General features: G+C 43.4%; 12 protein-coding genes and 1 pseudogene. 3 read left to right on the forward strand and 10 right to left on the reverse strand.

The features are described 5' to 3' along the window. The first annotated feature begins 43 nt into the window (after positions 1 to 43). Positions 44 to 1,642 carry an acyl--CoA ligase family protein gene (locus H6G14_RS27405; RefSeq protein ID WP_190571418.1) on the forward strand — a complete coding sequence of 533 codons (1,599 nt, stop codon included), beginning with the start codon at positions 44 to 46 and terminating at the stop codon, positions 1,640 to 1,642. A 94-nt stretch (positions 1,643 to 1,736) separates the two neighbouring features. Here H6G14_RS27405 and secA read toward each other — a convergent pair whose 3' ends face one another. The 8 genes from secA to surE all read right to left on the reverse strand — a co-directional run bounded on the left by secA (position 1,737) and on the right by surE (position 10,794). After that, a complete protein-coding gene (secA, locus tag H6G14_RS27410; RefSeq protein ID WP_190571420.1) occupies positions 1,737 to 4,529 on the reverse strand; it encodes a preprotein translocase subunit SecA in 2,793 nt (930 codons plus the stop codon). A gap of 309 nt (positions 4,530 to 4,838) precedes the next feature. Beyond that, on the reverse strand, positions 4,839 to 5,381 hold the full coding sequence (locus tag H6G14_RS27415) for a cytochrome C (protein WP_190571421.1): 543 nt from the start codon (positions 5,379 to 5,381) through the stop codon (positions 4,839 to 4,841). A gap of 106 nt (positions 5,382 to 5,487) precedes the next feature. Further along, a complete protein-coding gene (locus H6G14_RS27420; protein ID WP_190571422.1) occupies positions 5,488 to 5,847 on the reverse strand; it encodes a type II toxin-antitoxin system RelE family toxin in 360 nt (119 codons plus the stop codon). Further along, entirely contained in the window at positions 5,837 to 6,097 is a 261-nt protein-coding gene (locus H6G14_RS27425) for a type II toxin-antitoxin system RelN family antitoxin (RefSeq protein ID WP_190571430.1), read from the reverse strand. The genes H6G14_RS27420 and H6G14_RS27425 overlap by 11 nt, the downstream gene beginning before the upstream one ends. A 53-nt stretch (positions 6,098 to 6,150) precedes the next feature. Then, positions 6,151 to 7,059, reverse strand: coding sequence for an AAA family ATPase (locus H6G14_RS27430; RefSeq protein ID WP_190571423.1), 909 nt, complete (start codon positions 7,057 to 7,059; stop codon positions 6,151 to 6,153). 432 nt (positions 7,060 to 7,491) lie between these two features. Next, positions 7,492 to 8,580 (reverse strand): bifunctional riboflavin kinase/FAD synthetase, encoded by a 1,089-nt coding sequence (locus H6G14_RS27435; RefSeq protein ID WP_190571424.1) that lies wholly within the window; start codon positions 8,578 to 8,580, stop codon positions 7,492 to 7,494. Positions 8,581 to 8,709: 129 nt separating this feature from the next. Further along, positions 8,710 to 9,606: an MBL fold metallo-hydrolase gene (locus tag H6G14_RS27440; protein ID WP_190571425.1), complete on the reverse strand. Its 897-nt coding sequence runs from the start codon at positions 9,604 to 9,606 to the stop codon at positions 8,710 to 8,712. Positions 9,607 to 9,996: 390 nt separating this feature from the next. Then, entirely contained in the window at positions 9,997 to 10,794 is a 798-nt protein-coding gene (gene surE, locus H6G14_RS27445; RefSeq protein ID WP_190571433.1) for a 5'/3'-nucleotidase SurE, read from the reverse strand. A 206-nt stretch (positions 10,795 to 11,000) separates the two neighbouring features. Between surE and pheS the strand changes: the two genes are divergently transcribed. Next, positions 11,001 to 11,993, forward strand: coding sequence for a phenylalanine--tRNA ligase subunit alpha (gene pheS, locus H6G14_RS27450; RefSeq protein ID WP_190571426.1), 993 nt, complete (start codon positions 11,001 to 11,003; stop codon positions 11,991 to 11,993). Between the two features lie 171 nt (positions 11,994 to 12,164). Continuing rightward, a complete protein-coding gene (locus H6G14_RS27455; protein ID WP_190571427.1) occupies positions 12,165 to 12,641 on the forward strand; it encodes a P-loop NTPase family protein in 477 nt (158 codons plus the stop codon). Position 12,642: 1 nt separating this feature from the next. Here H6G14_RS27455 and H6G14_RS27460 read toward each other — a convergent pair whose 3' ends face one another. After that, a complete protein-coding gene (locus H6G14_RS27460) occupies positions 12,643 to 14,088 on the reverse strand; it encodes a RecQ family ATP-dependent DNA helicase (protein ID WP_190571429.1) in 1,446 nt (481 codons plus the stop codon). 66 nt (positions 14,089 to 14,154) lie between these two features. Then, a pseudogene (locus H6G14_RS27465) lies at positions 14,155 to 14,663 on the reverse strand (hypothetical protein); the annotation flags it as partial.

Raw genomic sequence — 14,663 nt, forward strand, 5'->3', positions numbered from 1 at the left:
GCTTAAATGCTTGTTATTAAGAATACTAGCTTGCAGGTAATCTATGAATCTTGAGTCAGTTTACCATAGCATCCTCACGCCGCTAACATTTATTGAACGAAACCGCAAAGTTTACCCGCATAAAACTGCGATTATTTACGGTGAACAACGCTTTACCTATAGTCAATTTGCTGCCCGGATTCACCGTTTAGCCAATGCTTTACGTGATGCTGGTATGGAAAAAGGCGATCGCATTGCCTTTTTTTGTTTCAACATTCCCCAAATGCTAGAAGCCCATTTTGCTGTACCCTTAGCAGGTGGTGTTTTAGTATCCATAAATACTCGTTTAACATCTCCAGAAGTTGCTTACATATTGAATGATTGTGGCGCAAAATTTCTCTTCGTTGATACCGAATTAGCCGATATTATTCGCCCCATTCAAGATAGTTTGTCAACAGTTAAATATATTATTAATATCGAAGATATCAAAGGTTTTACACCTGTAAATGGTGAAGATTACGAAGCCTTTCTCAACATAGGTAGTCCTGAACCTCTACCTTGGGTGATCACAGACGAATTAGAGACAATTACTATTAATTACACCAGTGGCACATCCGGCAAACCCAAAGGTGTGATGTACTCCCATCGAGGCGCATATCTCAACTCTCTAGGAGAAATTATTGAACCGAACTTAACACCTACATCCGTTTATCTTTGGACATTACCTATGTTCCATTGTAACGGCTGGTGTTTTCCTTGGGCTGTCACCGCCATTGGGGGAACTCATGTTTGTTTACGGAAATTCCACCCAGCAAAAGTTTGGGAGTTAATCCAACAAGAAGGCGTAACTCACTTAAATGCTGCGCCAGTCATCTTAATTTCTCTCCTCAATTATTCTCACTGTCCCCAAGAATTAGCCACACCCCTGACAATTACCACAGCAGGCGCGCCACCTTCACCCACACTGATAGAAAAAATTTCCAAAATTGGGGCAAAAATTATTCATGTTTACGGTTTAACAGAAGTTTACGGCCCCTATACAGTTTGTGAATATCAATCAGAATGGGATGACTTAAATCTTGCCGAAAAATCCCGACTCATAGCCCGTCAAGGTGTCCCTTACATCACCGGCGATGGACTGCGAGTTGTAGACAAAAATATGCAGGATGTCCCGGCGGATGGACTAACGATGGGGGAAGTGGTAATGCGAGGAAATATGGTAATGACAGGTTATTATAATGACCCAGAATATACCGCCAAAGCATTTCATGGAGGATGGTTTCACAGTGGAGATTTAGCCGTAGTCCATCCTGACAGTTATATTGAAGTACGCGATCGCATCAAAGATATCATCATTACCAACGGTGAAAACGTCTCCAGCATCGAAGTCGAACAATGCCTTTACCGCCATGAAGCCGTCTTAGAATGCGCCGTCATCGCCGTCCCCCACGAAAAACGCGGCGAAGTACCAAAAGCCTTCGTCACCCTCAAAGAAGATGCAACCGCCACCGCCCAAGAATTAATTACCTTTTGTCGCAGTCAACTTGCTAACTTTAAATGTCCCCTGACCGTCGAATTTACCACACTCCCCAAAACTAGCACAGGCAAAATTCAAAAATACCTCCTCCGCGCCAAAGAATGGGTAGGACATACCAAGTCTTAGCGTTCCTCCGCGCCCCTCCGCATTAAAAAAAAGACGCTAAGACAACTTTGCGTCTTAGCGCCTTTGCGTGAAATATTTTATCTATGGTACTTAGTTAAACCATCTCAGAAGAAGTTTGCACAACCGGCTGAGGCTGGGGCTGGAACATGAACAACGAATAAACCACATCCCGGCGGATATTCACCATCATATCCAAGAACAACTCATAACCCTCACTCTTATACTCAATAAGCGGGTCTTTCTGCCCATAACCACGCAAACCGACGGATTCGCGCAAAGCATCCATTTGTTGCAGGTGTTCCCGCCACAAAGTATCAATACGCTGCAAGATGAAGAAACGTTCAGCTTGACGCATCAAACCTGGCTGAATCTGGTCAATTTGAGCTTCCTTGAGGTCGTAAGCAATACGTACCTGTTCGTGTAAGAACGCCTTAATCTCACTTACGCCCATATCTTCCAATTGACTCGCCTGCATATCAGATAGCAGATAAACAAACTCTTTGACCTTATCTACCAACTTATCTAATTCCCACTCTTCCGAGGGCAAATCAGCGTTGATGTAGTAGTCAACGATTTCGTCCATTGTTTTTTCGGCGTACTTAATCACCTGTTCTTTAAGGTCTTGACCTTCCAGAACCCGGCGACGTTCCGCGTAGATGGCGCGACGTTGGTTATTCATGACCTCGTCGTACTCAAATACTTGTTTACGAATGTCGTAGTAATAAGTTTCGACTTTTCTTTGTGCGCCTTCCAAACTGCGAGTTAACATCCCCGACTCAATGGGCATATCATCTTCTACATTGAAGGCTTCCATTAAGCCAGCAACGCGATCGCCTCCGAAAATCCGCAGTAAGTTATCCTCTAAACTGAGGAAGAATCTTGTCGAACCGGGGTCACCTTGTCGTCCGGCCCGTCCCCGCAACTGGTTGTCAATCCGCCGTGATTCGTGGCGTTCTGTACCAATTACGTGTAAACCACCCCGTCCTACTACCTCATCATGTTCGGTGCTGGTAAATTCTTCATACTCATGCTTAATCCGGTTATAAGCATCGCGCAATTTCTGAATTACGGGGTCGTTCGTAGGGGCTTTTTCGGCGGCTACTGCTACTTTATCTTCTGCTTCCAATTCTGGTAAAGAGCGATCGCCATATTCCCGCACAGCAAAATCAACTGCTTCTTTCAGGAGTTGTTCTGCTTCTTTAGAAAGTTGCGTGGGGAAAATCTCTGGCGAAGCCTTCCAAGTCTTGACTTTCTTCCCAGGGACAAAGCCTTGACCAGCACCATGTCCTGTAGGTAATCCCGCCGCCCTCTGGACACCAAACACATCTTCATCGTCTGGTCGGACAATGCGCGGCATAAAATATTCCCGCAATTTCAACCGCGCCATGTATTCAGAGTTACCACCAAGGATGATATCTGTACCCCGTCCCGCCATATTGGTGGCGATGGTGACAGCACCCCTGCGTCCTGCTTGAGCAACAATTTCGGCTTCCCGTTCTACGTTTTCGGGACGAGCGTTAAGCAATTCGTGGGGAATCCCTTGTTCTCTCAGTAATTGGCTGAGATATTCTGATTTTTCTACACTGGTAGTCCCTACCAACACAGGTCTACCGAGTTCGTGCATCTCCGCACATTCTCGCGCGATCGCCTGCCATTTGCCAATCTCTTTTTTAAATACCAAGTCAGACAAGTCTTCCCGTCTTCTAATTCTGTTGGTAGGAATAATCGTGACTTCTAATTTGTAAATTCTTTCAAATTCGGCTTCCTCTGTCTTCGCTGTTCCCGTCATCCCACCTAATTTGGGATACAACAAGAATAAGTTTTGGTAGGTGATTGTCGCTAGAGTTTGAGTTTCTGGTTGAATATCTACGTGTTCTTTGGCTTCAATTGCTTGGTGTAAACCATCACTCCAACGTCTGCCTGGTAACACTCGTCCGGTAAATTCATCCACAATCACCACTTCCCCGTTACGGACGATATAATTTACGTCCTTGAGGAATAGTTCCTTGGCTTTAATCGCATTAAATACAAAGTGCGCCCAAGGGTCTTCTGGGTCAAATAAATCCGTTACTCCTAAGAGTTCTTCTGCTTGTGCAAAACCTTCATCTGTCAGCAGTACGTTACGAGCTTTTTCATCTACATCATAATGCTCATCTTTTTGTAGAGTCAGAGCAATTTCCGCCGCTTGGACATATTTTTCTGTCGGTCTTTCTACCTGACCAGAAATAATTAGAGGTGTCCGTGCCTCATCAACTAAAATCGAATCTACTTCGTCAATAACGCAATAGTTAAAGGGACGCTGTACCACATCAGCCATCGACGTAGCCATGTTATCCCGCAGATAGTCAAAACCAACTTCACTATTGGTAACGTAAGTGATGTCGCACTCATAGTTTTTCTGGCGTTCACTAGGTGTCATGCTTGATTGAATTAGCCCGACACTCAAACCCAGAAAGCGATGCACCTGTCCCATCCATTCTGCGTCCCGACGAGCCAGGTAATCGTTCACGGTGATTACGTGTACACCCTTACCAGTCAAAGCATTTAAATAACTCGGTAAGGTAGCCACCAAGGTTTTACCTTCACCGGTTTTCATTTCTGCAATTTGTCCACTGTGCAGAATGACACCACCTAACATCTGGACATCAAAATGCCGCAACCCTAAGACTCGCCGTCCTGCCTCTCTTACCACAGCAAAGGCTTCTGGCAGGATATCATCCAAAGTTTCGCCTTTGGCAAGTCGCTGTTTAAACTCTGCTGTTTTACCTTTTAAATCTTCATCAGAGAGGACTTTAATGTCCTCTTCCAAGAGATTAATTTCTGTAATATAGGGTTGGTATTTTTTGAGCTTACGAGCGTTGGGGTCGCCCAACAAGAGTTTTAGCATGGCAAGTTATAGAACTAAATCGAAGGGATGGGAATTAGAGGGATTTGGCTATTGATTATAAGAATTTAACCCTACCCAAACATTTTGGTGATGGATGGGGATGAAATGAAAATTAACTCAACAACAAAAATGTTGATTTAGTCAGTTTACTAAACGAGCGCTTTTATATCGCAGTTTAAAATTGAGACTGTTCTAATAGTATCATTTCACCTTCCGATGAGGCAGAGAACGCCGATCCTTGCTAAGTAGCAATATCCGATGGGGAAGTGATGAGTTTCTGAGTTCCAATTCTCTGCTGGTTACCCAGTCCTACTTTTCCCACTCTGCACTCAGGCGACGGAAATTATACTCACTTGCACTAGGGTGACAAGTCACACAACCATTGATCTGCACAGGTCGAGGTAAATCAACTTTAGGGTGTAAAGCTTTAAAATAACGAGAATTTCTGACGCGATAGGGTGTTTCTTCGTCTGGTAGCTGGGAACGGGAAAAGGTGGAAAGATACCGCCAGACTAAAGCCCGTGGTGGATCAATTAAAGGCTTGAGTTGTACGCCATAATGCTGTGAGTCTTGTAGGAGATTCCGCCAAGTTCGACTAGGTAAAACAGCCGGTGGTAAACCAATGTGACAAGTAGCACAATTTTCTAAATACAGTTCTTGTCCCAGTTTTTGTCCTGGGGGGATTACGTCAACAGTGCCAATTTCTGCTGTAGGTGTAGCACTGTGGGCGCTGGTTGCCAAGGCTAGTAACCAACCCATAGCCAGACTCCATGCCAGGATAATAAAAATTAAACCCAGAGGTCGGCGGTTGAGTGAACGAGTACGGGCTTTGCGTTTAACTAGATTTGACATTCCTCACGTTCCCAAATACGTAGATGTGGCACTTGTAGCTCTATCATAAGACGTACTTAAGACAGTGATGAGTGGTAGTGAGTATCTTCAAATGTAAGCGTCAAATTTACTCACCATAAAAATCAGCTATAATATCTTGAATTTCATTGACACCAATATCTTCTCGGTCAGACTTGGAATAAATTGTGAGTAGCAAAATACTTGTCGGTGATTCCAATTGATAAATTAATCGGTATCCACCACTCTTACCTTTTTGGATATTACTATTACGGACTCTCACCTTGTAAACAACATACTCCTCACCAATGCCACCAATCCTATCTCCGACAAAGTTACCTTGTTGTAATTGCAGGGTAATTGGTTGAACATCAGAGCGAATATTGCGAAATCTTTTGGCAAGGTCGCGTAAGTTTTGTTTATATTCAGGCGTTAAATCTATTAACACCAATGGCTGTTCATTCGGCATCAATACCCTCCCACATTTGGGATAGGGGTATGCGTTTTCCTTCTTTTGCTTGCTTTAATGCCCTTCGCAAGCTGGCTTTAATTTCTTCAACTGGTGTATCGTCAGGGTCAACTTCTTCTGCTTGTACCTGTTCTTCTGGAACCAAGACAATTACCCGTACCTGATGAGGGTAAGTTGTTCCCTGAATTGGCTGGTCTAGAATGAGATTTCCCTGAGAGTCAATTGTGCCAGTAACTTCGATCGCCTTCATTTGTTTTTTACCTTGTTTTGTAGGCGATCCTAACACGAGCAAACTCAAGCAAATTAAGGAATAGGTAGCGATCGCAATAACCTATCAACTACACTTCTAGCACTACGTCCGCCCCTGGGAATGAGGCGATGGCACAGGACATGAGGAGCGAGAAATTTCACATCATCAGGAATGGCATAATCACGCCCTAATAAGAAAGCCAGTGCTTGGGTAGCTTTGTGTAGTGCAACAGTACCCCGTGGACTGACACCGAGAGTGATTTCCTCGTCTTGGCGTGTAGACCTGACCAATTCGAGGATATACTGCTGTAAAATCGTTTCTACTTTGACTTGAGAACAAATTTCTCGTAATTCTGCCACCTCTGCCAAGGTCAGACAAGGCTGTAAATCGCCAACCTTGATACCATGCTGAAGATTTTGCAACATTTCTAGTTCTTCATCCACACCCGGATAGCCCAAGCTTAAAGACAACATAAATCTGTCCATTTGAGCTTCTGGTAAAGGGAAGGTACCTTGATACTCAACAGGGTTTTGGGTAGCAATCACAAAAAAAGGATGGGGAACTGTGCGGGAAACTCCATCAACGGTTACCTGTTGTTCTTCCATCACCTCCAGCAAAGCTGATTGAGTGCGGGGTGTGGCGCGGTTAATTTCATCTGCTAAGACAACATTGGCAAACACCGGCCCAGGCATAAAACTGAATTCGCCGCTTTTGGGATTCCAAATATTAGTGCCAGTAATATCTGTAGGGAGTAAATCAGGTGTACATTGCAGTCGTTGAAATGTACCATCCAATGAACGTGCCAGGGATTTTGCCAAGAGAGTTTTGCCAACTCCGGGGACATCTTCTAGTAAGGCATGACCACCGCCTAAAAGTGCCACTAACACTAAGCGTATAGCCTCGGTTTTGCCAACAATGGTACGGTTCAGATTTTGGGTTAAAGCGTCAATTTTATCTCTCATGCACCACAGGTTCGGGGATTAGGGTATGGCAGGACTTATGCAAGAGAAGGGGTGTAAGGGTTTAAGGGTGTAGGGGTGTAAGGGTTGTGAACACCTATACTCATGACCAAATCCATTCTTCGTGTGTCAGTCCTATGAAGAAACTGGAATGGAGAATAACCTATGCCTTATTCTCCACTCCTGTATTTACAGTGTTCCCACTTAGGCAAGTCAAAATTCAAAATTTAAAATTTATTCTGCATTTTGACTGCCAAGCTTTTAAGTTGGGCAATCCATTGTGAGGGCTGTTGGCTGTTGGCTGTTGGCTGTTGACTGTTGACTGTTGACAGCCCTTATTAGTAGTTATGCTTTTTTAGCACGCATTAGCTTACTAGGGTGTAGATGTTCAAAAACCCCTATACCCCTAAACCCTAAACCCTTACACCCCTATTCTCAATTCTCCCTTGATAAAATTTGTCTAGCGACAGTGGAGTCTTGTTGAATTTGGGCTTTTAAGGCTTCTAGAGAGGGAAATTTTTGTTCTGGTCGCAGAAAGTCCACTAACTGCACTACTAGTTCTTTGCCATATAAATCCCCAGACCAGTCAAGAAGATGCACTTCCACCGATGAATAAGTACCATTAACTGTGGGACGGTTGCCAATATTCATCACCCCCAAAATTTCTGATGGTACATTAGCATCTGCGCTCTCACCGAGAATTTTGACACGGACTGCGTAAACTCCTTGACGGGGGACAAACTTATCTTTTGGTAGTTCCAGGTTGGCGGTAGGAAAACCAATGGTTCTACCAAGTTGTTCGCCTTCAACGACTACGCCCATGAGAATGTAAGGTCGTCCTAAGAATCGATTGGCAGTTTTGATATCGCCCGTTTCTAGCGCTTGGCGAATTAATGAGGTACTAATAGGGGCATCCTCTAGAGACTCAAAGCTACCACAGTTGCCGTCTTCCAGAAATTGCCCATCAGAAGTTTGTAAAGGAACTATGCTAACAGGGATATGGTATTTGGCTGCGATTAACTGCAAGTCCCTGGCAGTACCACGGCGCTGTTTGCCAAAACAAAAATCTTGCCCGACGCTAATTCGTTGACAGCGTAGTTGTTGCACAAGGATTTTTTCGACAAACTCTTCCGGTGACAAAGCAGTTAATTCTTTGTCAAAGGGTAGTAGTACTAGTTGATCTACCCCAAGCGATCGCAATTGTTGTACTTTTTCATCTAGAGGAGTTAACCAAGTACGGGCTTGTCCTGTAAAGAACTCTTGGGGATGAGGACGAAAAGTGACAACTGTGGAGTATATCCGTTCTTGTGGTGCTGCTGGGGGGTTTGCTGATTGGGCTGATGAGTCTAGTCCATCTCCCCATGTTTGTGCGCTCTTGGTTGACTGCAAAACTGGCTGAATGACCCTTTGATGGCCAAGATGCACTCCATCAAACTTACCAAGAGCAACAGCCGTTGGCGTGAGAACCATTTCAGTTGTAGAAGCAACCCACACAGAACACCCATTTTGAGACAGATTTAGCACTTGGATTTTGGGATTTGAGGTTTATTTAACCATCAGATCGTCGCACAATACCTTACAGGTACACTCTGGCGCTGACAGTTCCTAATCACCAATCTAATCTAAAATCTACAATTACTCCGAGTGCAACTTTTACGCGGAAACATTGCTAACGGGAAAAGATTCTGATAAGGGAGCCGACACAGGAACCTGGAGTACCATTCCTTCCCGCGCCATAATTGCCCCAGAAAACTGGGCAAAAGCCTGCGCGCCGACCTGATCTAAGAAATCATCATCATGGGCTGGATCATGGTGAAAAATAACTAATGTCTTGACATTAGCCGCCTTTGCTATTTTGACAGCCTCTTGCCAAGTCGAATGTCCCCAACCAATTTTCGGGGATTTGGCAGAGTGATATTCTTCATCGGTGTAGGTGGAATCGTAAATTAAAATATCTGCATTTCTAGACAACCTCAGGACATTTTCATCCAATTTATCTGGAAAATGTTCTGTATCCGTAATGTAAACTGCTGCACCACCACGCCAGTTAACTCGATAGCCTACGGCTTCACCAGGATGGTTGAGGGCTGCTGTTTCGACGGTAATATCATTGATATGAATTGGTAGCCCTGGTTGCACATCGTGAAAATGCAGGTTGGCTTGCATGATTTGCAAAGGTACGGGAAAATTGGGGTGGAGCATTTGATCATTCAACCGTTGTTCCACAGTGGAACCATCGGGAGCGATCGCACCATAGATATGAAAATTATTCCCTTTCACAAATCCTGGAACAAAGAAGGGGAAACCCTGCATATGATCCCAGTGAGAATGAGTGAAAAACAGGTAAGCTTCTATCGGCATTTGGCGCAATAAAGATTGCCCCAAGACGTGTAGCCCTGTACCACCATCAAAAATTAGGCGTTTACCTGCCACCTGCATCTCAACACAAGGTGTATTACCGCCATAACGGACTGTATGTGGGCCAGGACAGGGGATGCTGCCACGAACGCCCCAAAACTGCACAGTAAATTGGTTCTCTATCCTTGACATGGGTATTTTCTGCTGGACTGAGCGGGCTATTTACTCACAAGTGTTTTACTTGTTTTGTGAAATTTATACTGTTTTACCGTAGGAGATAGAGAATAGAGTTGTTGGTAAAACAGCATACTTTGTTTTCGGTAGATGTTGTCAACCAGGTGAGGTAATACAAGGCGCTTACCTCATAACTCCCAGCATTTATGTATCACTAATAGCAAGAATGCTCATAACTTTATAGCCTAAATTTTGTTGTGTTGCACTGGGGATTGGGGATTGGGTACTGGGGATACTCGCAAGTGTATGTTTTTTACCAAGCAGTGAGTTATAACGTTCAGACTAACGAGACAATAATCATTTCACTAACCCCTAAACCCTTAAACCCCTACACCCCTAAACCCAGATTTAAGACATAGGAAAATTCCAATTCGATAATTTATCTAATGCGTTGGCATAGGTGAGGTTGTATTGCAGTGGGGTAATGCTGATGTAGTTATCTTTGACTGCATGAACGTCGATGGGTACATTTTGGGGAAGATTTAAGCCTTCTGGGGGTTCCACTTCCTCTAAAACTTCTCCAGTTAACCAGTAGTAGGTTTTGCCACGAGGATCAGTTCGCTTATCGAAAACATCGACGTAGCGCCGCACCCCTTGACGGGTGAGTTTAACGCCAGTGATTTCTTCCCATTCCACAGGAGGAATATTAACGTTGAGTAACATCAAATCTGGTATGGGTTTAGCAGCGAGTTGTTCTACTAGAATGGTGGCAAACTTTGCCGCAGGCTGAAAATTTCTGGAAATGTGGCTAGTTAGGCTAAAAGCGATGCTGGGAATACCTTCGATCATTCCTTCCATCGCCGCAGAAACCGTACCAGAATACAAAATTTCTGTGCCTAAATTAGCACCTTGATTAATCCCAGAGAGGACTAAATCGGGGGGAGAATCTAATAAAGCCCAAAGTGCCAGTTTCACGCAATCGGAGGGAGTACCATCACAAGCCCAAGCTTTAATCGCGGGGTGAAAAATTGACTCGACAATTTCGGCGCGAATTGGTTGGTGTAGAGTTAGTCCATGACCAGTAGCCGATCGCTCCCTATCTGGACAAACTACAGTTACATCATGACCCGCCTCGGCTAAGGCGTTAGCCAAGGTACGAATACCTAAGGCGGAAATGCCGTCATCATTGCTTATCAGTAATTTCATAGTCATTGTCAATAGTTATTAGTCAACAGTCATTAGTTAAACATTGGAACTTAAAAGATGCTTCCATAGGCGATCGCCTCTAAACTGGTAAGAAGAGCTATGGTTTTAACTCTTGTCTTGGGTTAATTAATGGCATACTACTAAAGTTATTTGTCGAATAGTCCAAAACTATGGACTATTGACTATTGACTATGGACTATTGACTAATGACTAGCAACTTAGAAGCTCAACTTTTAGCACTGCGGCAGGAAGGAGAACAGGCGATCGCCGCCGCCGATACCCTCGAACGTCTGGAGGAACTCAGAGTTAGTTATCTGGGCAAAAAAGGGCAATTGGGGGCTTTGTTGCGAAGCATGGGGCAGATGAGTGCGGAGGAACGACCGAAAATTGGAGCGATCGCCAATACGGTTAAGGAAGCCCTACAAGCTAGTTTAGATAAGCAACGGGAATCTTTAGAATCTGCCCAAATTCAGGCACAGCTTGATGCAGAAACCCTTGATGTCTCTATGCCTGGTATTTACAAGCCGCAAGGACGTATTCACCCCCTAAATGGCATTATTGACCGGGCGCTAGATGTTTTTGTTGGCTTGGGCTACACGGTGGCGCAAGGGTTAGAGATGGAGACAGATTACTACAATTTTGAGGCTCTCAACACCCCACCAGACCACCCCGCCCGTGATATGCAGGATACTTTCTACCTCCCAGATGGTAATCTCCTGCGTACTCACACCTCATCGGTACAAATTCGTTATATGGAAAAAGAGGAACCACCAATTCACATTGTGGCTCCTGGACGAGTTTATCGGCGAGATAATGTAGATGCCACCCACTCAGCAGTTTTCCATCAAATTGAGTTGTTAGCCATTGATGAGGGACTAACTTTTACTGACCTCAAAGGCACTATTAAGGTGTTCTTGCAAGCTATGTTTGGTGATTTACCAATTCGTTTCCGTGCCAGTTACTTCCCCTTTACTGAACCCTCGGCTGAGGTAGATTTGCAGTGGAATGGGCGCTGGCTGGAAGTCATGGGTTGCGGTATGGTCGATCCCAATGTGATGAAGTCTGTAGGCTATGACCCAGAAATTTATACTGGGTTTGCGGCTGGTTTCGGTGTCGAACGCTTTGCAATGGTGTTACACCAAATCGACGATATCCGCCGTTTATATGCTAGTGATTTACGGTTTTTGCGTCAGTTTTAAAAAATCATAATCAAGAGTTAAGAGTTAGGAATTAACCTAAATTCCAGCTTTTAACTCCTCTAAAAATCTAATTTATTTTTTAGATATGGAGTGTAGATTTTGCTCATTACATCTCGCATTTAGTAAAAAAATAGCAGGTATTAATTAATATTTATCTTTTTAATTTGTACAATGAATCGCATTTTGATATTTGGCAATTCTGGTTCCGGAAAAAGCACTTTAGCACAGAAGCTCGGACAAAATCTTGGTATTCCAATTCTCGACCTTGATACTATTGCATGGGAACCAGATCAAATTGCTGTACGCCGTTCTCATGTAGATGCAGCAAAAGATTTACTAGAATTTATCCAAAATAATAATAATAATTGGATAATTGAAGGCTGCTATAGTAGCCTCATAGAAATTGCTTTAGAATTTGCCACTGAAATTTACTTTCTCAACCCTGGTATTGATAAATGTTTACAAAACAACAGCAATCGACATTGGGAACCTCATAAGTTCAAATCATCTGAAGAACAAACTAAAACTTTTGAGTTTCTTCAAAATTGGATTCAACAATATGAAACCCGTAATGATGAATTTGGTTATTCATCTCATCGCGCATTATGGGATAAATTTAAGGGCAAAAAGCATGAGCTTACTGGATGAGTTAATTTCGGCAATTATCGCAATGTCCACAACGCCAGTTATTTGCTTCTTTATCAAATCCAAACGCATTTAATAAAAATTGCCAGCGACATTGTTTAGTATTTAAATATTGAGTCATTTGTTTAGTAGCCTGCAATTGTGTGGATGGCTGACTTTTGGCGTTGTGTTCTATTTTGTAATTGAAAGGGTCAAGCCAGTTTAATTGACCACTGCTGTGGAGTAAGGCTAGTGCTACAGCACTATCAGGAAATTGTTTGCTGATGACGTTAACTTCTCCCTGCTGTGGTAATTTATTGATTAATTGCTGGGCTTTTTGTTGTTGCGATCGCATTTTCTCTTGAAAAAACTGCTGTCTTTGTTTATCCTCTGGATCTAGCCACCCTGTTGGTTCACTCACTAATGTCAGCGCCTCGGCTGGTTTACCATCCCTTCCCGCACGACCAATTTCTTGCACATATTCAGATAATAGGTGTGGTGCATGATAGTGGATAACCCAGCGCACATCTGGCTTGTTAATCCCCATTCCAAAAGCGCAGGTACACACCACAAAGGGAATTTTCCCACCTAACCACTTGGCTTCTACCTCCCGGCGTTCTGTTGCGCCTAATCCAGCATGATAACTAGCTGTGGCGTAACCCATTTGTGACAACCATGCAGCTAAATCTTCACTATCTCTTCTAGTGCGGACGTAAATTAATCCTGCTTGTTGGGGTCGATTTTGAATAAATTTAATTAATTGCTGTTTCCTACCCTTTGGTGTCCAAGCAATGCGGACAGTGGGATGCAAATTAGGACGGTAAGGATTAAGGCGAAAAATATCTGGTTGCTGTAGTTGTAAAACTGTTTGAATCGTTTGTTGTGCAGAGGGGTCAGCCGTAGCCGTAAACGCAGCAATACTGATTTTGGTTCCTGGTGGTTTATGTTTGAGTAATGCAGGTCTAACAGCCCCTAATCTGCGGTAAGCCGGGCGGAATGTTTCACCCCACTGCACTAAACAATGGGCTTCATCTAAAATTAGGCCATTTATTTGCAGTTGTGGCTGACATAATCTTTCCCAAACTGGTGGACTTAATAAAGTTTCAGGAGATAAATATAGTAATCTTAGCTGTTGTTTTTCTAATGCTTGTAGAGTTGTGCGGCGTTGAAATGTGGACAACTCACTATGCAAAAGCGCTGCTTTTTGTTGGCGTTGGAGTAGTTCCTGCACTTGATTCTCCATCAACGCTACCAATGGGGAAACGACCAAAGTCAAACCCGTTTGTAGAAGCGCAGGTAGTTGAAAACAAATTGATTTTCCGCCCCCGGTAGGCATAATAATTAGTGCATCTTTTCGGGATAATACACTGCCAACAATTTCCCCTTGTGGCGGACGGAAATCTTCGTAACCCCAAATCTCTTTAAAAGTAGTCCGAACTTCTTCCCAAGCCTTTATTATGTGAGGATTCATGAAGGTAGTAGATGCAATATTTTTGAATTTACACTCTACTATCTAGATATTGGTTCAGTAATTTTCTCAGATATTACTGACAGTTTCTATGGCAAATATTTCTGTTGACAATTCTCCTTGGGCAACTTTTGTGACAAAACCAGTCATAGAGATATGAAAGTCATCTTTAATTTGAATTAAAATGTCTCCCCCAGGCATTTGGACAATAATTTCAGAGTCACACAAACCAAGTTTATGTGCAGTAGCCGCCGCCGCACTGCTGCTACTACCTGAAGCTAAAGTGTAACCTGCTCCTCTTTCCCAAATTTCAATTTGAATAGTGCTTCTATCTAAAACCTTCATAAACTGCACATTAGTGCGATTGGGGAAAAGAGGAAAAACTTCAAATATTGGGCCAAAATTTCTGGCAACATCGGCATTGATGTCATCTAAAAGAATTACACAGTGTGGATTACCTATTGTGGCTGCCAGGGCAAACGCATCTAAATATAGTACAAGAATACTAAGCAAGGGATAAAGGCAGGCATATCTAACGGCAAGGTTCTGTCTAAGTAGGTGGTATAGAGGATAAGTAG

This window comes from Nostoc parmelioides FACHB-3921 (assembly GCF_014696625.1).
In the GTDB taxonomy this organism is placed as follows: Bacteria; Cyanobacteriota; Cyanobacteriia; order Cyanobacteriales; family Nostocaceae; genus Trichormus; species Trichormus parmelioides.